This window comes from Sphingomonas sp. 37zxx (assembly GCF_000786205.1).
Classification (GTDB): domain Bacteria; phylum Pseudomonadota; class Alphaproteobacteria; order Sphingomonadales; family Sphingomonadaceae; genus Sphingomonas.
The window spans coordinates 1-22,266 of sequence record NZ_JROH01000020.1 but is presented as its reverse complement, the minus strand read 5'-3'; the positions used below and the strand labels follow the sequence as shown (position 1 = coordinate 22,266).

At 66.1% G+C, this 22,266-nt stretch carries 8 protein-coding genes; all 8 read left to right on the top strand.

Annotation, left to right across the window (positions count from 1 at the left end):
* Positions 1–21: 21 nt before the first annotated feature.
* Genes QU44_RS09805 through QU44_RS09770 form a run of 8 tightly spaced genes read left to right on the top strand, consistent with a single transcriptional unit; the run spans position 22 to position 22,265 of the window.
* Complete coding sequence (locus tag QU44_RS09805; RefSeq protein ID WP_033921932.1) at positions 22–321, top strand: acyl carrier protein; 300 nt, start codon at positions 22–24, stop codon at positions 319–321.
* Positions 322–351: 30 nt separating this feature from the next.
* The gene (locus QU44_RS09800) at positions 352–1,674 is read left to right on the top strand and encodes a glycosyltransferase (RefSeq protein WP_081987963.1); all 1,323 of its coding nucleotides are present in this window, start codon (positions 352–354) and stop codon (positions 1,672–1,674) included.
* Positions 1,671–8,438, top strand: a complete 6,768-nt coding sequence (locus tag QU44_RS09795; protein WP_052134610.1) for a type I polyketide synthase — start codon at positions 1,671–1,673, stop codon at positions 8,436–8,438. The genes QU44_RS09800 and QU44_RS09795 overlap by 4 nt, the downstream gene beginning before the upstream one ends.
* Positions 8,435–11,083 carry an acyltransferase domain-containing protein gene (locus QU44_RS09790; RefSeq protein ID WP_033921931.1) on the top strand — a complete coding sequence of 883 codons (2,649 nt, stop codon included), beginning with the start codon at positions 8,435–8,437 and terminating at the stop codon, positions 11,081–11,083. Before QU44_RS09795 ends, QU44_RS09790 begins: the two co-directional genes overlap by 4 nt.
* The gene (locus tag QU44_RS17455) at positions 11,080–19,590 is read left to right on the top strand and encodes a type I polyketide synthase (protein ID WP_052134609.1); all 8,511 of its coding nucleotides are present in this window, start codon (positions 11,080–11,082) and stop codon (positions 19,588–19,590) included. The genes QU44_RS09790 and QU44_RS17455 overlap by 4 nt, the downstream gene beginning before the upstream one ends.
* Positions 19,583–20,218 carry a septation protein IspZ gene (locus QU44_RS09780; protein WP_033921929.1) on the top strand — a complete coding sequence of 212 codons (636 nt, stop codon included), beginning with the start codon at positions 19,583–19,585 and terminating at the stop codon, positions 20,216–20,218. The genes QU44_RS17455 and QU44_RS09780 overlap by 8 nt, the downstream gene beginning before the upstream one ends.
* A complete protein-coding gene (locus tag QU44_RS17195) occupies positions 20,215–21,111 on the top strand; it encodes a glucosamine inositolphosphorylceramide transferase family protein (protein WP_052134607.1) in 897 nt (298 codons plus the stop codon). The genes QU44_RS09780 and QU44_RS17195 overlap by 4 nt, the downstream gene beginning before the upstream one ends.
* Positions 21,108–22,265 (top strand): glycosyltransferase family 4 protein, encoded by a 1,158-nt coding sequence (locus tag QU44_RS09770; RefSeq protein WP_081987962.1) that lies wholly within the window; start codon positions 21,108–21,110, stop codon positions 22,263–22,265. Before QU44_RS17195 ends, QU44_RS09770 begins: the two co-directional genes overlap by 4 nt.
* Position 22,266 lies beyond the last annotated feature (1 nt).

Here is a 22,266-nt window from a genome sequence, read left to right as displayed (position 1 = left end):
CCAATACCGGGGGGGAATTGCGTGAGCGAAGCAATCAAAGACAAGGTCTGGGACACGCTGATCGCGGTCATCGCCGAGATATTAGAGGATTTGGGCGAGGAGCCAGGCGACCTCACGCGCGAGACGATGCTGGTCGGCGACCTTGGCCTTTCCTCGGTAGAGGCGATCCACATCGCGATCATGCTGGAAAACAAGCTTCGCGTCGCACTCGATTTCGAGCGCCTCGCGGTGCGCGACGGCGAATATGTCGATGACCTGTCGGTCGGCGCAATGCAGGATTTCGTCGTCGAAACGATCGCGAACCATGTGCAGCGCGCCTGATCCGCACCAGCCGCAGAGGGAAACGCCGCGATGCGCTGCACTATCTTAGCCCTGGGATCGCGCGGGGATGTCCAGCCGTTGCTGGCGCTGGCGCTCGGGCTGAAAGCCGCCGGACACGTCGTGCGCTTCGCCGCGCCGGCCGATTTCGAAGCATGGGTGGAGGGGCATGGCTTGGCGTTTTTTCGCCTCACTGGTCGCGCAACCGCGTTTTTCGGCGGTGCCGCCGGAACCGCGATGCGCGATCGGCTTCGCGACGCAGCCGCCTTCGACCGGTTTTTCCAGGATTATCTGGGTACGTTTCTCGACAAGCTGCTGGTCAGTTGCTGGGAAGCCTGCGCCGATGCCGAAGCCATATTCTGCTGGTCATGGACCCGCGCCGGTCCGTCGCTGGCCGAAAAGCTCGACGTGCCGCTGTTCGTGGTCAGTCCCAATCCGGTGCTGCACCTGCCCACCAGCGGCTTCGCCAATCCGTTTCACGGCCCCGCCGCGCCGCCGCTGGGGCCGCTCTATAATCGCCTGAGCTGGCGCTGGGCCGAACCGTTCACCCGCATCGGTCAGCCGCAGGTCGATCGGTGGCGAACCAAGGTGCTGGGATTGCCGACGCTTGACTGGGCGACCGAGCTTCGCCGCTTGCGCCGGTTGCCGCATCTTTTCGGCTACTCGCCGTCGGTGTTGGCCAAACCATGGGATTGGGGCCGCGACGTTCATGTCACCGGCTATTGGTTTCTCGACGAACCACATGGCTACACCCCGCCTACCGATCTGGCCGCGTTTCTCGCTGCCGGAGAACCGCCGGTCGTGGTCGGCTTCAGCAGCCAGGTCGGCCAGAACGCAAAGCGGCTGACGCAGGCGGTGGTCGACGGACTGGCGCAATCGGGGAGACGCGCGTTGCTGGTGTCGGGCTGGGGCGGATTGAAGCACATCGCATTGCCGCCACAGATCATGCGGGTCGCGAACATCCCCTATGACTGGCTACTGCCGCGCTGTGCGGCAATGGCGCATCAGGGCGGATCGGGATCGGCGGCAGCGGCATTTCGTGCCGGGATACCCAGCTTTGCGGTTCCCTTTGGCTATGACCAGGCATTGTGGGGCCGGCGGATCGCGCGGCTGGGCGTGGGGCCGCGCCCGATCCCGGCCACCGAACTGCTGCCAAAGCCCTTTGCCCAGGCAATCCGCAGGGTTTGCGAGGATCAAGCGATGCGCAAAAAGGCTACGGCCCTTGCCGCGCGCATTGCGCAGGAAGACGGGGTCAGCAACGCGGTGGCGATCGTCGATCGCATGACCGGCACGGTTGCACGCCCCCGCACCGCGCTCCCCGATCGCACGGTGATCCAGCTTCAGGGGGCGATGTGACCCGGTTCACCTGCGTCACGCTGACGCCCCCCGCCGCCGGAGCAACGATCCTCGGCGCGGCGGCGCGCGCTGGAGCCTTGCCGTTGATCGACGCGGTCAGCAGTGCTGCCGATGCAGTCGATACGGTGCTTGCCAGCCTGCCGACCGGCACCGCCGGGCTGAGGCTGACGCCCGGCCAGGACGCACGCGATGTCACACATTTGATCCTCGCGGACTGGGGTCCGGCATCCCTCGGCGCGGCATTGGAGCGGTTGGCCACCCCCGAACGCTCGATCTGGCTCGAAATCACCGCCCCTGATCAGCTTGCCTATCTGGACGGCAACGCGCCGATCGCGGGGCTTGTCGCACGCGGTTCGGAATGCGGCGGCATCATCGGCCCGGTATCGGCCTTTGTCCTCACCCAGGCGCTGGCAGCGCAGTCACTGCCCTTCTGGGTTCAAGGGGTCACCGGCCCGCATGCAGCCGCCGCCTGTGTCATGGGCGGCGCGGCGGGCGTCGTGATCGACGATGCCCTCCTCCTACTGCGCGAAAGCGCGCTGCCGGCCGGATGGCAATCGCGCCTTGCCGGTCTGAGCGACGCCGATACGCTGGTGCTCGGCGGCGATCTTGGCGCACGCCGCCGGGTGGTGGGCCGTGCCGATTTCGCCGGCGCACAGGCCCTGGTCGCGCTTACCGACCGGGTCACGCAGCAGGCGGCGTCAGCCGATCGGGCCGATGCGTGGCGCGCCGCCGTCTGCGAATCGATTGGCTGGGGGCCACCCGATGTCTTCGCCTGGCCGCTGGGGCAGGCCAGTGCGCAGATCGCGCTCGCCGCACAGCGTTATGGCAGCACCGGGCGGCTGATCGCGGCGATACGGAAGGCGGCGACCGACGACACCCGCGCTTTGGCCGCCACCACGATGCTGGCAAAGGGCGCACCCTTTGCGGCGGCACGCGGCACCAGCCTGCCCCTGGTTCAGGGGCCGATGACCCGAGTCAGCGATACCGCGTCCTTCGCCGCATCGGTCGCTGCCGCCGGCGGCCTGCCGTTGATCGCGCTGGCGATGATGGAGGAGCCGGGCGTTAGCGCGCTGCTGGCGCAGACCGCAACCCGGCTGGCGGGGTCGCCATGGGGCGTCGGCTTGCTCGGCTATATCGACGAACAGCTTCGCGAGGCACAATTTGCTGCGGTCATCGCCGCTCGCCCGCCGGTCGCGCTCATTGCCGGTGGCCGTCCCGATCAGGCGGCACGGCTGGAGGCGGCCGGAATCGCGACCTTCATTCACGCCCCCACACCGCAATTGCTTCGGCTGTACCTGACTCAGGGCGCGCGGCGCTTTGTGTTTGAAGGAGCCGAATGCGGCGGCCATGTCGGCCCGCTCAACAGCCTGCCGCTGTGGGATGCAATTGTCGAGGTGCTGCGTGCCACCCGGCGCGACGATGTTGAAATCTTGTTTGCAGGCGGCATTCACGACGCGCGCTCTGCCGCGATGGTGGCTGCACTGGCGGCACCGCTGACGCAGCAGGGCATCGCCTGCGGCTTGCTGATGGGCAGCGCCTATCTGTTCACGCAAGAAGCGGTTCTCGACGGGGCAGTGGTGGCGCAGTTCCAGCAAACCGCCGTGGCCGCCGCCGACACCGTGGTGGTCGAAATCAGCCCGGGCCACGGTATTCGATGTGCCCGGACGCCGTTCGTCGCCACCTTCGCGGCGGAAGATGCGCGGCTGCGAGCGCTGGGCATCAGCGCCGCGCAGCGCAGTGCAGCGCTCGATCAGTTGGTGAAAGGCCGCCTGCGGATCGCGTCAAAGGGGCTGGCGCGCGACGGCGAGATGCTCGTCGCCCTGCCCCCGGCACAGCAGCATGGTGAGGGGCTGTTCATGATGGGCGAGATCGCCGGACTCAGGCGCGATACCCAATCCTGCGCTGAACTTCACCACGATGTGACCGCGAACGCCGCCGACTATGCCGCCAGCCGCTGGGGGGATGCTTCGGCGCGCAAGCCTGCGGCACCGCCGGGCGAGCCGGTGGCGCTGATCGGGATCGGCTGCCTGGTCCCCGGTGCCGAAGATGCCGATGGCCTCTGGCGCATGATGCTCGACGGACGAAAAGCGACGCGCACGGTTCCCGCCGAACGTTGGGACTGGCGGCTATATGATGCCGCTGCCCCGGTCGGCACCGGCGTCGATACCATCGCATCGGCGGCGGGCGGGTTCATCGATCCGGTCCCGTTCGATCCGGCGGGATTCGGGATTCCTCCCAATATGCTGGCGTCGGTGTGCATGCCGCAATTGCTGGCGCTAGAGGTGACACGCCGCGCGCTTGCCGATTCCGGCCTCGACGATTTCGCGCACGACGCCGCCTTGCGAAGCCGGACCGCCGCCATTTTCGGCGTGGCCAGCGCCGGCGATCTCGAACAAATGTACAAGCTGCGTTCGGGTCTGCCGCTGATCGCGCCGATCGGCGACGAGGATCTGGCGCGGCTGCCGGCATGGACCGAGGAGAGCTTCCCCGGCATCCTGCTGAATCTTGTCGCCGGGCGGGTGGCCAATCGCTTCGATCTGGGCGGCCGCAATTTCACCGTCGACGCTGCCTGCGCGTCGTCGCTGTCGGCACTCGACCTGGCGGTGAGCGAATTGCAATCGGGCCGCGCCGATCTGGCGCTGGCCGGCGCGATCGAGAGCGAATTGTCGCCCCACGCCTATGTCGCCTTCACCAAAACGGGTGCCTTGTCGCCCAGCGGTGAGGCGCGCGTGTTCAGCGCGGATGCCGACGGCATCGTGCTTGGCGAAGGCGCGGTGGTGTTCGTGCTCAAGCGCCTCTCCGACGCCGAGCGCGACGGCGACCGCATCTATGCCCGGATATTGGGAGTCGCCGGGGCGAGCGATGGCAAGGGGCTGGGGCTGACCGCGCCCAAATCCGCCGGGCAAGTGCGGGCATTGGCGCGCGCGCATGAAGCCGCCGGCACCTCGATCGGTGCGCTGTCGCTATATGAGGCGCATGGCACCGGCACGCAGGTGGGTGACCGTACCGAACTCGAAACGCTCGGCACCGCGCTGGCGGGCAGTGGGGTCACGCGCTGCATAGTGGGTTCGGCAAAGTCGCTCACCGGGCACACCCGTGCCGCTGCCGGGCTGGTCGGCGTGGCAAAGGCGGCGCTGGCGCTGCATCACAGGGTCGCACCTGGCCATTATGGGATCAACACGCCGCTTGCCGCACTTGCCCAGGGCGGACCGATTCAGGTGCTCGACGCAGCACAGCCCTGGCTGGCCGAACAGCCAATGCTCGCCGGCGTCAGCGCCTTCGGGTTCGGGGGAATCAATTATCACGCGGTGCTTGGCGCGCATGACAGCGGCGGAGCGCCGGGGGCAGCGCGCTGGCCAGCCGAACTTGTGATAGCCGCCGGGCAGGACAGCGCGGCGCTGATCGCGGCGCTGGGCGAATTGCAGGCGGCGTGCGAGCGGCTGAGCGCAGGGGTTTCGCTGCGCGAACTGGCGCTGGCCAGCGCAGTGGCGGCGCAAGGCGGCGGATCGGCACGACTGGCGATGATCGTCGAATCGCATGCCGATGTGCGCGCCACGCTTGCCGAGGCGCTACGCCGGCTCGAAGCGGGCGAGCCGATGCCGCCCAATATCGTCCTTACCGATATGACGGGGCATGCCGATGAAGCAGGTGCAGGCGACCTTGCCTTTCTGTTCCCTGGGCAGGGCGCGCAATATCCCGGTATGGGCCGCGAACTGGCGCTGTACATGCCCGAATTGCGCGAATCGATCGCCGCTGCCGATCCGGCGGTGCAGTCGGCGCTGATGCCGGCAGCCGCCTTTGACGATGCCGCCCGCGCCGCTGCGGGCACGGCGCTAGCCGACACCGCCATTGCCCAGCCGGCGATCGCGGCGATCAGCGCGGGCATGTTTTCGCTGGCAACGCGCCTCGGCCTGCAACCTGCGCGCGTGGCAGGCCACAGCTTTGGCGAGTGTACCGCGCTGCATGCCGCCGGCGTATTCGATCGGGCCGGGCTCTATGCCCTGGCGAGCGCGCGCGGCGCGCACATGGCCGCGCATGCCCCGGCGGGCGGCGCGATGGCGATGGTCGCACTGCCCGTCGAAGCACTGGCGCGCTATCTGGTCGGCCACCCTGCGGTCGAGCTCGCCAACCGCAACGCCCCCGCGCAACAGGTGGTGTCCGGCCCCGCCGCGGCGATTGAGGCGTTCCTCCACCCGATCGAAGCCGATGGCATCACGCTGCGGCGGCTGCGCGTTTCCTCGGCCTTTCATTCGGCGTTGATGGAGCCGGTACAGTTCCCTTTTGCACAGGCATTGACCACCCTTCCCCCGCCCCAGCCCCCGCGCATCCCGGTACATGCCAATCGCGATGGTACGCCCTATGACGATCGCGCCGAGCCGATCGCCGCCCGGCTGGTCGATCACCTGCGCGAGCCTGTCGATTTCGTCGCCCAGATCGAAGCGATGTGGCAGGCTGGCACCCGCACCTTTGTCGAGCTGGGACCGGGCCGGACGCTGACCGGACTGACGGGCGAGATCCTGGGCAACCGCCCCCATGCCGCGATCGCCTGCGATGGCGGGCTGCGGCCCTGGCTTCGCGCCATGGCGCAAATCTGGGCGCGCGGCCACGCCGTTGACCTTGGCGCGCTCCACGCCGGACGCGGTATCGCCGCTGTCGATCTGCACCGCCCCGGCCAGGCTTCCTGCGATCCGGTCTGGCGAATCGATGGTGGACGAGCGTACCGCACCGGTTCGCTGCCCTGCATCGGGTCCGCGCCTTTCCTGACGCTGGAGACCGCCGGTCAGCGCGCACCCGCGACAGCAGCCAGCCCGCGCGACGACGCGCTTGCGGCGTATCAGCAAACGATGCAGGCCTTTCTCGACCAGCAGGAACGCCTGCTCGCGCGCTTGCTCGACGACGCGCCGCTGCCAATCGAAGCCACCGCTGCAGCGTCGCCGCCCCCACCGGTGACGGTTTCGCCCCCTAACGCTGAGGCCTCATCCACGCCGATCGAGGCCCTCGCGCTTGCCGCCCGGATCATCGCCTTGATCGGCGACATCACCGGCTACCCCGCCGACTTCATCAAGCCCGACGTCGATCTCGAGGCCGAACTGGGGGTCAATTCAATCAAGCGGATCGAAATGATCGGCAAGATCGTCGAATCGCTGCCCACCGCCAATCGCCACCCGGTCCATGCCGCCTTTGGCACGCTGGTCGCCGCCAAATCGGTCGACGAACTGGTGCGCGCAATTACGACTGCGGCGGCGACCGCCCAACCGGCAGCACCCGCGCCTCCCCCCGCTGCCTGCCGCCGCACCGTCATGCGCCATGCCGATTGCCCGCTGCCGGTCGAGCGTGCCGTCGCGCTTAAGGGGCTTTGCCTGGTCGCCGCCGATCGTGAAGGCATGGCCGAGCGGGTGATCGCCGATCTGCGCCGCGCGGGAACCACCACCTTCGAAATAGCCGCCGACGATCTTTTAGACGATCATCGGCTGGCGACCCGTATCGCGGTGCTTCGATTGATCCACGGGCCGGTGCGCGGCGTCGTGCATCTGGCGGGGTTTGCGGCGCATCAGGCACCGGGCGACGCGGCCTGGCGGTCGGCCTTCGCCGCGGGATCGACCCGGCTCCTGGCGCTGCTGCGTCTGCTGGAGGCAGAGGTCGACGATCGGGAACATGCGCTGCGGATCGTCAGTGCATCCTGCATGGCCGCCTGCGATGGCGACAATATCCGGCGCCCCCCCGCGGGCGGCGGGCCGCACGGCATGTTGTGTTCGCTGATGGCCGAGGCACCGCATATCCTGGCCAAGACGATCGAGATTGACGGAGCGCTGCCGGCGGCGGAGATCGCCAATCGGATCGCCGCCGAATTGCTCGTGCCCGGCGGCGGCGATGAAGTCGCGATTCTGCCGGGACGGCGTGTGCTGTTCGCGCCAGCGCCAGCGCCGCTGGTCCGGTCAGGCAGCGGCGTCGATTGGCGGCCGCGATCGGGCTGGGTGGTGCTGGCCACCGGCGGCGCGCGCGGGATCACCGCCGCGCTGATCGACGAACTGGCCGCACCCGGTGTCTGCCTGGTGCTGGTGGGTCGCCGGGCGCTTAGCGAGGACGACGATATAGTCGAACGATTCCGTCGCGCCGGGGCGCGTGTGGAGTATCGCGCCTGCGATGTCGCCAACAGCGCCGCCTTTGGCGCGCTGATCGATTCGATCTATGTCGATCATGGCCGGATCGACGCGGTCCTGCATGGCGCTGGCATCATCGCCGACGGGCGGATCGCGAACAAGGATTCGGCGACGTTCGCGCGCGTTTTCGACACCAAGGTTGCCAGCACCATCGCGCTGATGCGGCATCTGCGCCGCGATGGCCTGCAATGGGCTGTATTGATGGGGTCGATCGCAGGGCGGTTCGGCAATCACGGCCAGGCCGATTATGCAGCAGCCAATGAAACGATGGCGCGGCTGGGCAGGGAAATGCGCGAGCGGCTGCCCGATAGCCGTATCCTCACCATCGCCTGGGGGCCGTGGAGCGGCACCGGCATGGCAAGCCAAGGGGTACAGGCGCGGCTGGCGTCGCAGGGAATCGTGCCGATCACCGTCGATCAAGGGCGCGCCTTTTTTTCCGACGAGATGCGCTGGGGTGATCCCGATTGCACCGAGGTTATCGCCGGCGAAGGCCCCTGGACCGCGCAATCAGATGGCTGGCTCGGGCCGATATTGGCGGCGGCGACGCGGGTGCTGCGCTTCGACGAAGGGGCACCGCCGCTGCGGATCGAGCGTGCAGCATGAACGTCGCCCCCGCCCACTGCCTGTTGCTGAGTGCGACGGGCCGGACAGCGATGCTGGCGCTGCTCGATCGGGTGGCGGCAGGCCATGGCGCAGCCTTGCCGCCGCGCGATCGGGCGCACCCGGTTCGGCTAGCGCTGGTCGGCCCGGCCGTGACACTGCCGGCGCGCGCGGCAGTGGCGCGGCAACGATTGGCGGCGCATGCGGGCAATCGCCTGACGGTCAGGGCGCTGGGGCTGTATTTCGGCGAAGCGCAGGTGCCCGGCAAAATCGCGCTGCTTTTCCCCGGTGAAGGTAGCCAGCGGATCGGCATGCTGCGCGAATTGCGCGACATACTTCCCCCAGTCGCTACCTGGCTGGCAACGCTTGATGCGGTACATCGCGATGCGGGACAGGCTCCACCCGTTCGGCTGATCCACCCGCCTGCCGATCTCGATCCGCGCGAGCGGGCGGATCTGGAGGAACAGCTTTTCGACATCGGCTATGGCGGACAGATCACGACGGTCGCCAATCTGGCCCTGTTCGAGGTGCTTGGCCTGCTGGGGATCGCGGGCGATGTGGTCGTTGGCCATTCCAATGGCGAACATGGCGCGGCGATCGCCGCCTGCATGCAGCCCGCCGCCGATCGTGTCGCGGTCTGCACCTGGCTGCGCGATGTCAGCGCCGCCGGGCGCGCGCTGCCGGTGCCCCCAACACCGCAGGCGATGTTCGCGGTGGGCGGGGCAAGCCCTGATGCGATTTGCGCCGCGACCGACGCTGCGGGTGCCTTCATCGCGATGGACAATTGCCCGAATCAGCATGTCATCGCCGGGGACGAGGATCGGGTGGGCGCTGCGGTGGCGCAACTCGCCAGCGCCGGCGCGATCTGCGGTCGGCTACCGTTCGCGCGCGCCTATCACACGCCGCTGTTCGGGGATTGGGCCAGTATCCTGGCGACCCATTATCGCCGGCTGGCGCTCGGCCCGATGCGAACGCCCTTATGGTCCTGCCTGACTGCGGCACCTGTTGGCCCTGCTGCCGATTCGGTGCGCGCTGCGATGGCCGGGCAATGGACGGCAACGGTGCGGCTGCGCGAGACGGTCGAGCGCCTCTACGCACAGGGCTTCCGCACCTTCATCGAAGTCGGCTGTGACGAAAAGCTGTCGGCCTTTGTCCAGGATACGCTGCGTGGCCGTCCGCATCTTGCCACCGCTACGCTTTCCGCCAAGCAGGGCGAGTTGCTGCAATTTCAGCGGATGCTGGCGCAATTGCATGTCGCCGGCCTCTGGATCGACCCTTTCGGGATCAGCGCCTTCGCTGGCGGTGGCGACGCCGCAATGCTCGCTGGCTCGCCCTATCGCACGGCCGAAGCGCCAACCCGATCCGCGACCGCGACCATAGCCCGCCAACAACAGCTTGTTGCCGCCGCCCGCGACACCCTCGGCCGGATCGACCAGGCGATCGCGCTGCGGCAGGCCGCTTCATCCCGCCGTTCGCCCGAAGGCGCTTTTCTGGGGTTCGGGCAAAGCCGGCGGATCGCGCACACGCGATGGCTTCGGCGGTTTACCATCTCGGGTGATCCATTGCTGCGCGATCATGCGCTCGGGCGGCAGCAAACCGCGCTGCCGGTGCTGTCCTTCACGACCAGCCTCGTCATCGCAGCCGAAGCAGCGCGCACGCTCACGCACAGCAGTGGCGATACCCCGGTCGGCGCGGTCACCATCATCGAACAGCTTGCCGCCGAACGCTGGCTGCCGCTGTTCGGCGGCACCCTCGATCTCACCATCGCGGCCACGCCAACGCCTGATGGTACCGCCCTGATATTGGGGGAAGGCACAAAACCCGCCTTTACCGCTCGCGTCCGGCTAGCGCCGGCAATCGAAGCCGATCCAATGCCCGAATTGCGCGGCGGGCGTGGCGGGCGCGGCCCGGCAACATGGACTCCGGCACGCTTCTATCGCGACTATGCGTTTCACGGCCCCGCTTTTCGGGGGCTGCGCGATGTCACATCGATCTGTGCCCAGGGCATCGCCGGGCAGGCGGTCATCACCGACTTGCCCGGCCTGCACCGCCCCGCGCTGGCGGGTGACCCGGCATTGCTCGACCTTGCGGGCCAATTGGTGGCGCTGTGGCTGCTCGACCATGCCGGACTGCCACCAGACTTTGGCATTTTTCCTTATGCCGCAGACCGCGTGACGCTTCATCGCACGCCCGATGTCGGCGAACTGGTGCAATGCGTGGTGATCATTCAGCTGCGGCCCGGCATCGGCACCGTCGCCAACGCCTATTTCCGGGCCGATGATGGCCCGATCGCGACGATCATCGGCTTGCAACAGCGGTTGATCACGCTGCCGGCGGCACTGGCGAACCGCATTTTCGGCGACGCCACCCTGTGCTTCAGCGTTGCGCAGGCGGATGGTGTGCGGAGCATCGACCTTGAACACTGGCGGCAGGTGCTGGCGCGGGGCGGTGGCATCTGGGCGCGGGCCTTGGCCCATCTGGTGTTGCCCCCGGTCGACCTCGCGCGCTGGCGCACCGCGCAGGACGCCGATGCGCTCCTGTTGGCCCTCCTTAAATCCGAACTGACCACCGGCAACGATGCCGCGATCGAGGTCTGGCGCGAGGGTAACCGCCTGTCGGGCCGTGTCCGCAATCAGGTTGCCGCATGACCGGGCAGCACGATCCCGGCCCGTTGTTACTTTCAGCGGAATCACGCGCAGCGCTGGTCAATCGCGCCCGCGCGGTGCTGGGCGGCTCGCCGGCACCGCCACCGTGCGCGCACGAGCGCTATCGCCTGGCCGTGACGGGGGCCGATCCCGCGTCGCTCGGGGCAAAACTCGCCGAAGCGGCGGGGCGGATCGAAACCGGCAGCGCGCCGCGCTTTGCCTTGACCAAGGGCATGTTCTTCGCCGCCGCCGATGCGGTGGAGGCTGAGGGCGGCGGCATTGGCCTGGTGTTTCCGGGCTTTGGGGTCCGCCGCGCCGGGCTGATGACCGATTTGCTCGCTCGCTATCCCGCCGCCCGCGCCTGGCATGCACGCCTGCCCGCGCCCCGCCGCGCCCGCCTGGCCGCCAACCCGGCGCTCGCCGGATCGGGGTCGCCGCCAGCAGCGGGGATTGGCGATACCATCGAAGCGATGCTTGCCGGCAATCTGTGCATGCACGCAGTGCTGCGCGCGCTGTGCCCCGATCTGTCGCCCGTCGCGATGGCGGGCCACAGCTTTGGCGAGATCGCCATGCTCGCGGCATCGGGCATGCTGGCAAGCCCGGAGGACGGCTTCGCTTTCGCCGATACGATTCAGGCGCTGGTGCACAGCCAGGCCCACACCGCCGCACCCACCGCGATGATCGCCATTCCCGCCGCCGCCCAGCGTCTGCTGCGCGGTGGCCGGTATCAGGCACTGTCGCTCGCGCTCGACAATTGCCCGCAGCAGTCAATCCTTTGCGGCCCGCCCGAAACCGTTGCCACGCTAGAGGCTGCGCTCAAGGCAGCGGGCATCGTCAGTTTCCGCCTCACTGACCTAGCGATGCCGGTCCACACCCCCGATTTCCCGGTGCCGCGCCCGGCGCTGACCGACGCGGTGTCGCGCATGGGCATCGCCCCTGGCTCCACACACGCCTATAGCTGCGCCAGCGCCGCACCCTTTCCCGGCGACCTTCAGTCGATCCACGCGCTGCTAGTCGATCAATGGCTTGGCCCGATGCGCTTCCGCGAAACGATCGAACGGATGCATGCAGACGGGATCGACACCTTTATCGAAGTTGGGCCGGGCGGACATCTGACCGGCTTCATCCGCGACATCCTGCGCGGCAAATCGATCACCGCGCTGGCGACCAGCGTCGAGCAGCGCGACGCCGGCCTGCAGCTTGACGGGGTGCTGGCACGGTTGTTTATCAGGGGGCTGGCGGTGGGTACCGCCCCGCCGTCGCTACACGCCGCCCTACCCCGCGCCGCTCCCACGCGCCCGCCCGATCCGGTCCCATCCGCGATGCTGATGCTGGTCCGCGACCTGGTGGGCGAAATACTCGCGCTCGATCCTTCCGAGCCGCTCGACAGCGACACCGGCTTTTACGACCTTGGCATGCGATCGGTACAGGCGGTCGCGCTTGCCGAACGGCTGGCGGGCGCATTGCACCGCCCGATCGCGCAGACCGTAACCTTTGATTTTCCCAGCATCGGCGCGCTTGCTGACCATCTGGCCGATCCACACGCGCCCGCCAGCGCCGCGCGCAAGCCGCACGGCACGCCCCTTTCGCGCGAGCATGCGGGCGAAATCGCGATCATCGGCATGGGCTGTCGCTTTCCCGGCGCGGCATCGCCTGATGCGTTCTGGGCGTTGCTGCAAAGCGGCACCGACGCAGTATCGCGCCTGCCCGAAGACCGCTGGGATCTGGCCGAATTGCGCGAAGCCAGTATCGATCCCAATCAGACTCCGCACATTTTCCACGGCGGGTTTCTCGACGAGATCCGCGATTTCGACAGCAGTTTCTTCGGCATCTCGCCGCGCGAGGCCGAAACGCTCGATCCGCAACAGCGGCTGCTACTCGAAATCGCGCGCGAAACGCTCGAGGCGGCGGGCATTCCACCCGGTGGCTTGCAACGATCGGCTACCGGCATTTTCATCGGCATTTGTCACACCGATTATGCCGCGCGCATCCCAATGGTCGATCGGCTGGCGATCGGCGGCTATATCGGCACCGGCAACGCGCACAGCACCGCAGCAGGTCGCCTCGCCTTCGTGCTGGGGACGCAGGGGCCGTGCATCGCGGTCGACACCGCCTGCTCGTCATCGCTGACGGCGGTGCATCAGGCCGTCGCCAGCCTGCGCGCGGGCGAATGCGATCTTGCACTGGCGGGCGGCGTGAACCTGCTGATCTCGCCCGAAACCAGTATCGCGCTCGCGCGTGCCCAAGCGCTTTCGCCTACCGGGCGCAGCCGCGCCTTCGACGCCGCCGCCGATGGCTATGTCCGCGGCGAAGGCTGCGGCATGGTCGCGCTCAAGCGGGTCGAGGATGCGCTGGCCGATGGCGACCGGGTGCTGGCGGTGATCGCCGGCAGCGCGCTCAATCACGACGGGCGCACCAGCGGCCTAACCGTCCCCAACGGTCCCGCGCAGCAACGCTTGCTGGCAAGCGCGCTGGCCGATGCGGGCATATCGCCCGACGCGCTCGACTATGTCGAAGCGCACGGCACCGGCACTCCACTGGGCGACCCGATCGAGATTCAGGCGCTGGGCGCGATATTTGCCGGGCGCGCGGCGGGGGATCCGCTGCTCATCGGCGCAGCGAAAACCAACATCGGCCATCTCGAAGCAGCTGCGGGCATCGCCGGGATGATCAAGGCTATCCTCCAGATCGAACACGGCACCCTGGCCCCCACGCTGCACGGCGCTACACCCAATCCCCGGATCGAATGGGAAAATGCCCCCTTTGCCGTGGTACGACAGCGGCGGTGCTGGCCCGATCGCGGGCGGCGGATCGCGGGCGTCAGTTCGTTCGGCATCAGCGGCACTAATGCCCATGTCATTCTTGCAGCGCCGCCCCCATCGCCTCAATCGACATCATCCCCCGTCCCCTGTCCCGCCGCGCGATCGCATCAGGTACTGGCACTGTCGGCACGGTCGCCAGGCGCACTCGAACAATTGCGGCAGCTGGCGATAGCCCGGATCGAAGCCATGACGGCGGACGACTTCGCCGATGCCTGCGCAACAACGCTGCTTGGCCGGGATCATCTTGAACATCGCATGACGGTCGTTGCTGCCGATTCAGCAGGCGCGGTGACGCGCTTGGCGCGCGCGCGGCCCCACGCCGCCCCCCGCGCCCCGCGCATCGCCTTTCTCTACAGCGGCCAGGGCGCGCAGGTCGCTGGCATGGGACGCGAACTTTATGCCACAGAGCCGGTTTTCCGCGCCGCTGTCGATGCCTGCGCGGTGCATTTCGATCCGTTGATCGCCATTCCCGTCACCGATCTGATGTTCGATGACGACACGCCGCTCGATCAGACCGCGCATACCCAGCCGGCGTTGTTCACCTTCGCCTGCGCGCTCGATCAATTGCTGGGGGCATGGGGCATTCGGCCCGACATGGTGCTGGGTCATTCGATCGGCGATTATGTCGCTGGCTGGCGCGCTGGAGCAATCGGACTCGCCGATGCGGCGAAGCTGGTGGCAGTGCGGGGGCGATTGATGCAATCGCTTCCCACCGGCGGGGCGATGCTTGCCGCCGCCATGTCCGAAGCTGCGGCGGCAGGCCTTTTGGCACGGGCAGGTCCGGCGGTAGAAATCGCCGCGATCAACGGGCCGCAAAGCATCGTCTTTTCGGGCGACGCGGGGGCCATCGGCACCTTGCAGGCGGCGTTGCAGGCCGATGGCGTGCGCGTTCGCGCCCTGCCCGTCAGCCACGCTTTTCATTCGGCACTGATGGAACCGATCCTCGCCGAATTCCGCGCCATCGCTGATTCAATCACGACGCACCCACCGCAACTGCCATGGCTGTCGAATCTGACCGGGCAGCCGCAGGTCGCGCCACCCGATGGCGACTATTGGACCAGCCAATTGCGAAATGCGGTGCGCTTCGCCGATGGCATGGCGACGCTGCGCGCGGCGGGATGCGCCACCTATGTCGAAATTGGCCCTCGCCCGGTTTTGACCGCGGCGGCGCGCGATGATGGCGATGGCCAGGAACGTTGGGTCGCGCCGCGCTCCGGCCAGGGCATTGAAACTGAAACCGTGCTGGCCGCGCTGGCCGAACTGTACGATGCTGGCGCGACGATCGACTGGCGGGCGTTTCATGGTAGTCGCCCCTGGCGGCGAACCGCGATGCCCCCCACGCCGTTTGACCGCCAACGCTACTGGATCGATTCCCCACGCAGATCAGCGAAGGCCGAGCCGGTACCCGCCCCCACGCCCGCGCCCCACCCCGCTTCGATCGCATCGCTGCCAAAGCGCAAGCGTCTTGCCATGCTCGCGCCCGAGGAGCGGCAAGCCGTGGCCGCGCATGAGCTGCGCCGCACGCTGGCCTCGGTGTTGGGCGGCGGCGATGTCCAGGCGATGGACGGCGCAATCGCGCTAACGCGCTTCGGCCTCGATTCGCTGATGGCGCTGGGGCTGCGGCGCGAGCTGGCCGATGAATATGGCATCGATCTTTCGGTTGCCCGGCTGGTGGGCGACACCGCAATCGATGACTTGGTGGCGCTTGCACTGGCGCTAGTCGACCACGATCTGGCGGAGCCGCCCGCGGCCCCTACCGCGACAGCCGCACCCTTTGCCCAGCCTGTAGAAACGGGAGAGGTGCCACTATCCTATGGCCAGCGCGCCTTGTGGTTCTTGTGGACACTCGCGCCGCACAGCAGCGCCTACACGCTGAGCTTGCCGCTCGACATGCCCGCCGGAGCCGATGGCGCGGCATGGCGCGAGGTTTGCGAACGACTGGTCGCTGTCCACCCGATGCTGCGGACGGTTTTCCATCGCCGGGGCGATGATGTGGTGCAGCATGTCCAGCTGCCTGGCCAGATTGACTGGCAGCAAATCGATGCGCGAAGCTGGGACGCAGACGCGGTTTCGGCAGCGGGCGATGCGGCCCATAACGCCCCTTTCGCGCTGGATACCGGCCCAGTCATCCGCTTTCGCTGGTTCGATTTGGCCGATGGGCGCGCGCGCCTGTTGCTGACAATGCACCATATCGTCTCCGATGGCTGGTCGCTCGAAGTGATCCGGCGCGATCTGCACCGGCTGGCCACCGGCGAACCCATCGCCGAAGCTGGAGGCTATATCGCCCATGTCCGCGCACGGCTGGCTTCACTTGCAGGCAATGAAGGCGAACGTCTGTGGGCATATTGGCGCGACGTGCTTGCCGGGCCGCTGCCGATGCTCGATCTGCCCACCGATCTGCCGCGTCCGCCGCGCAAACGCTTTTGCGGCAGCGGTGTCCGCCTCGCGCTGCCCGACGGGTTCGCGGCGGCGGTGGCAAGCGCGGCGAAGGCGGCGGGCACGACGCGCTATCTCGTCCATCTGGCATTGTTCACGGCATTCATGCATCGCTATTGCGGGCAGGACGATGTCATCATCGGCTCGCCGCAAGCGGGCCGGGCCGAGGCGCAGGTGGCGCATCTGGTCGGCTACTTCGTCGATCCCCTGGTCATTCGTTCCCGGGTCGGCGATGCCGATGGCGGTGCGGCGAATATCAGCTTTGCCCGGTATCTTCAGATGTTGCGCGGCGTCGTGCTTGGCGCGATCGAACATGCGGCCTTCCCGTTCGCGTTGCTGGTCGAACGCTTGCGGCCGCCGCGCGACGCCAGCCGGTCGCCGCTGTTCGATGTCAGCTTCAATTTCGTGTCGGATTCGCTGGCTGGCGCGGACATGAGCTTCACCACGGGCGAAATGCCGCAATCGGGCGGCAAGTTCGATGTCACGCTGACGATCCATGATGGCGATCGGGTCACCGGCTGGCTCGGCTATGATTCGGCGCTGCTGACGCCGCAGGGCGCGGCGATGCTGGGCGAGACTTATTGCGCTTTCGCCGCGGCTGCACTCGCCCGGCCCGACGCGCCGCTGCACGCGCTGGCCGATCCGACACCGGTGTTTTCGCGGGAAGTCGGATCGCCTTTGCCGCAGCCGGTGCATTGCTGGCTGGCGCATTGGGCGCGCGAGACGCCCGATGCACCCGCGCTGGTCGCCGCAGACGCGACGCTCGATTATCGCGCCTTGGCGCAGCGTGCCGATCGGCTTGCCGGCATGATGCGGGATAGCGGCGCGGTGCCTGGCACCTTGTTCGGGCTGGTGGCGCGGCGCGATAGCCACCTGACCTCGACATTCTTCGCGGCGCAACAGGCGGGGATGACGCCGGTACTGCTCCCCGATGATTGGCCGCAAGGGCTGCGCGATCGGGTGATCGCCGAACATGGCATTGCCTATGTCTGGGATGGCGACGATCTGCGTTCCACCGGCCGGTCGCCCCAGGCGCGTCCGGGTGCAGCCTATGTGATCTTCACCTCGGGGACAACCGGGACGCCCCGGGGGGTGGTCGTGCCCATCACCGCGCTTGCGCTCTATACCGCCAGCATCGTCGAGGATTTGAACCTGGCCGGCGGCGGGCGGTTCGCGATGGTTTCGTCGCCGGCGGCTGATCTGGGGCTGACGATGACACTGGCGGCGCTGGCGACCGGCGGCTGCCTGTATCTGGTGGCCGAGCCGGTTTGCCTCGACGATGCCGCGTTCGCCAAGTTCATGGCCGAGTCGGCGATCGATCATCTAAAGATAACGCCGTCGCATCTCGCGGCGCTCACCAGCGCGGGCCGCGCCGTGCTGCCGCGCCGAACGCTGGTGCTGGGCGGCGAAAGTGCCCAATCCGCCTGGGTAGATCGCCTTCCAGGCCGAACACCGGGCTTGAATATCCACAACCATTACGGCCCTACCGAAACCACCATAGGGATATTATTCAGCGCCGATGATCCAACCCACCGCACGCAGACCGGCGAGCACGACGCCCCCCTGCCGCTAAACCGACCGATACGCGGCGTCCGCGTCAGCTTTTGGGACAAGCAGGGGTATCCCATCCTGCGGGGAGCAGTCGGCGAACTTGTGGTTTCGGGCCAGAGCGTTGCCGATGGGTATTTGGACGAGCACCCCGGTGGATTCGGATCAACCAAGGACAGAAAACGCTATCACACCGGCGACCTCGCGCGCCAACTCTCTGACGGCAGCATCCTGATCCTCGGCCGCAAGGACCGGCAGCGCAAACTGCGCGGGTATCGGATCGACCCCGCCCAAGTCGAAGCCGCGCTCAGCGCCATGCCAGGTATCAATCGCGCGTGTGTCGTGTCGGTCGACCGGCCGGAAGGCGAGTCGCGCTTGATCGCGCATGTCGCAGCAAACGACCCGGCGTTGTCTGAGACATCGCTTCGCAATGCACTGGCCGATCACCTACCCCCGGTCATGCTTCCCGCTCGCATCATACTGCACGATCGACTGCCGATCACGTCCAATGGCAAGGTTGATTTCGCAGCGTTAGCGCGGCTCGTACCAGAAACGCTGTCTCGCGACATGCCTGTTCATGACGCGGTGCAAGCAAGCCTTAGCCGCCTTTGGGCGGACGTGCTGCAAATCGATCATGTTGGCATTGACGATGACTTTTTTGCGCTGGGCGGCCATTCGTTGCTGGCAGTACGGCTGACCGCGCGGATCGAACAACAGATGGGCACCCGAATTCCGGTCGCGGCGCTGCTAGCACACCCGACTATCGCCGATTTTGCAGCGCTGGTGCGTAACGTCCGTAGTCATGCCACGCATCAATTGCTGCTGCCCCTGCATATCCCGGGAGATTTACCAGCCCTGTATCTATTCCCCGGGGCTGGTGGCAGCCCGATTTATCTGCGGGAGTTTGCCCGGCAGCTATCGCCCGCCCGCCCCTGTTGGGCGTTGCGCGGAATCGGTGAAGCGCCTGATGAAGAAATCCCGCCGAGTGTCGAAACACTCAGCGAGTATTATGCCGATGTAATTGCCGAACATGCCGATGACGGCCTGATCCATTTGGCCGGACACTCATTCGGGGCGCTGGTTGCTTTCGAAGTTGCCCGCCACCTGCAACGGCGCGGTCGCAGGATCGGCCTTTTGGCAGTTCTCGATAATCCGGCCCCGGGCATGTCAATGCAGTTGCCAGACGCCCGGAGCGAGATCGCGTGGCTCGCCTATATCGCAGTACGGATCGGCAAACTCTCCGACACCAAATTCGATATTGCAGCGATTAGCATGGCGCAGGGAGGGTATCGCGGCGCGATGAACCAATTGGCAGCGCAAATGGTTGCCGCCAAACTGCTACCCGACGAACCCAGTCTTACAGGGCTCGCCCGCTTCATCGAAATTTACAAAGCCAATGCCAAAGCCGCAGCAAGTTATGCGCCAGGGCCGGTACGTCTCGATGTGGCGGCGCATGTTTTCCGCGCGCAACAAGCAGATTTGGCACTCGGCAACACCAACCCCGCGACATCGGTTGACCTTGGCTGGGCAGGCCATTTCAAGGCAGTCCCGCGCACCAGTGTCGTGTCCGGTACGCACCTCACGATGTTTACCGGGCAGAATGCCGAGCTTCTAGGAAGACATATCGGCTCTGCAATAAGCGAAGCCGAACGCATGCTGCGCGGCGGGCAACCATTATTCCGGAAGGGTTCGACCTATGGCTGAGCGTAAACCAAGCGCCAGAATCATCGCGATCCTATCCTATGCTGCTGAAAACATGTTGCCGCTCATTACCTTCATCGCGCTCAACCGCTTGGCAAGTCTCCGCGCAGCAATCATCGGCGTCATCGTGATCGCGTTGATAGACGGCATTCGACGATATTTTTACGCCATTCCCTATCAACGCCTCGTTCTACTTGCCACAATAATGACAATAGGTTTTGGGTTGATCGACCTATTCGCTGAAACACCATTCATGCTGCATTACGAAGGGGTAATCTCCAACTTTTTGATTGGCGCAGCTTTTTTCTACAGCACATTAGGCAAAAAGTCGGTTGTCCAGACACTTAGCGAGCAAGGAAAGAAAGAAAACTTTGAGGATCGTCCAGATCTGCACCGGTTTTTCACGATCGTAACCCTTATTTGGGCCAGTTACTTCATGCTGAAGGGCATGTTTTATATGTATCTTGGCCTCACCTACCCACTGGCCCGAGCAGTCGAACTGCGAGCGACTTGGGGCACGGTTAGTCTTGGCGTCATGTTCGCCGCTACCGCAGCGCTCGGCCGACCGCTATTTCGAATGCTCGCTGACAAGGGGATGTTACCCCGCCCGCCAAAGGGCGAAGGCAATTGATCGCCCGCGCTGCCACTGATCAGTCGATTGCCTGGCAATGGCGGTATCGCTGGTCGATCGCGATATATCACGGACAAAGCCCGCTCGACCTGATGCCGATCCCAGCGCAGCGCCGGCCGGTATTGACCCCGCGTTCGGTCACCGATTGTCGCGCGGCCGCAGTGGCAGATCCTTTCGTGCTGTACCGTGACGGGCAGTTCTACATGTTCTTCGAAGTGCTCAACATAACGTCGGGTCGCGGCGAAATCGCCTTTGCCACCAGCGCTGACGGGCGTGACTGGACGTATCGCCAGATCGTTCTCCGCGAGCCATTCCACCTGTCCTACCCGCAGATATTCACTTGGCAGGACGCGGTGTACATGATCCCTGAAACCCGGCAGGCAGGCGAGGTGCGACTATATCGCACAACCGGCTTTCCCAGTGGTTGGGAGCCGGTGGCGAGCCTGTTGCGTGGCCCTTACGCCGACGCAACGCTGCATCACGATGGTCAGCTATACTGGCTGTTTTCGCAATATGGCCTCGATGAGTTGCATCTGCACTTCGCCGAAAGCCCGATCGGACCATGGCATCAGCATCCCTACAGCCCATTATGGCCGGGAAACCGGCGGCGGACACGACCCGCTGGTCGGCTGGTGCAACATCGTGGGAGCTTGTTGCGGTTCGCCCAGGATGGTTGGCCGAACTATGGCACGGCATTGCGGGCATTTCGCGTCGACCGTCTCGACACTTGCCATTTCGACGAGGAAGAACTGCCGCAGAGCCCAGTCCTTCAAGCCAGCCGAGAGGGCTGGAACGCGCTTGCCATGCATCATCTGGAAGTCATCACCAGCGATAGCTCGGGTGTATTGGCGGCAGTCGATGGCGCGACGATTGGTCCAGTCGCCCCGCTATGACCCCTGCAATCTGTCTTTGCTCGACAATGTACCCGCCAACCCTCGGCGGCGTGGCGGGAGCGGCCCAGCGGCTGGCGAAAATGCTGAGAGACCTGAATTTTGCGGTGCATGTGGTCACAGTCCAAGAGAGCGACGCACGGCCCGCAGGGGGGCTATGTTCGATCATGGAGGATGGAATCGCGGTTCATCGGCTGACACAAAGTGCAATCAGCAACAGCACCAAATTCGCACTTCGCGACGCAATCCTCGAACTTGATGCGAAGTACAGTTTTCAACTGTTTCATGGTTTTTTCCTGCCATCGGCCGAGCCGTGCTTGATGGCCAACGAAGCCGGGACAGCACGTCGTCCTATGATCGCCAGCATTCGCGGCAACGACGTCATCACGCTGAAGGATCATCCATTCCATCGGACCGGCATTTTGGAGATATTACAAAAGGCGGATTGGGTTACGTCAGTCAACCAATGCTATCTAGACCTGGTTGAACAGGACGTGACGGTGTCCGGACGCGCCAGCGTAATCCGTAACAGCGTCGTGCCGATCGCCGCTGGCGCACAAGGCTGGCAACTGGCCCAATCGAATCGCGGCGTGGTCGGCATGGTTGGGGAATTTCGCAAGGTCAAGGACGTACCGCTGCTGGTACGCGCTTATGCAAGTATACCGCCGGATTTGCGTGGCGGACTAATGCTTGCCGGCTTCTTCACTGACCAAGTCGAGGAAGAATGGACCAACGCCCTGATCGATCGGTTTGATCTTGAAGCGGAGGTTACTCGCACCGGCCGCTTTTCACCGCAGTCGGCGCTCGATCATCTGCAGGCGCTGCACGTCTATGTGCAATGCTCAGCGTTCGAAGGCATGCCCAACGCCTTGATCGAAGCTGCAAGCCTTGGCGTGCCGCTGGTCGCGACTGCCGTTGGTGGCATGGCGGAGTTGCTGCGGGACGGGGAAACCGGGCTGCTGGTGCCGCATGGCGATACAGCCGCACTTACCGCAGCTATTTGCCGCATCCTCTGTGACGATGCGCTTGCCCGAAAACTTAGTGCTGGGAGCCGCAGCCTTGCGGCACAGCTTTCCCCGCAGGTCGAGCGGAGCGAATGGGGGGCATTATATGACCACCTACTGGACCAAGGTAGCAGACGCGCACGCAGCCTGTAAC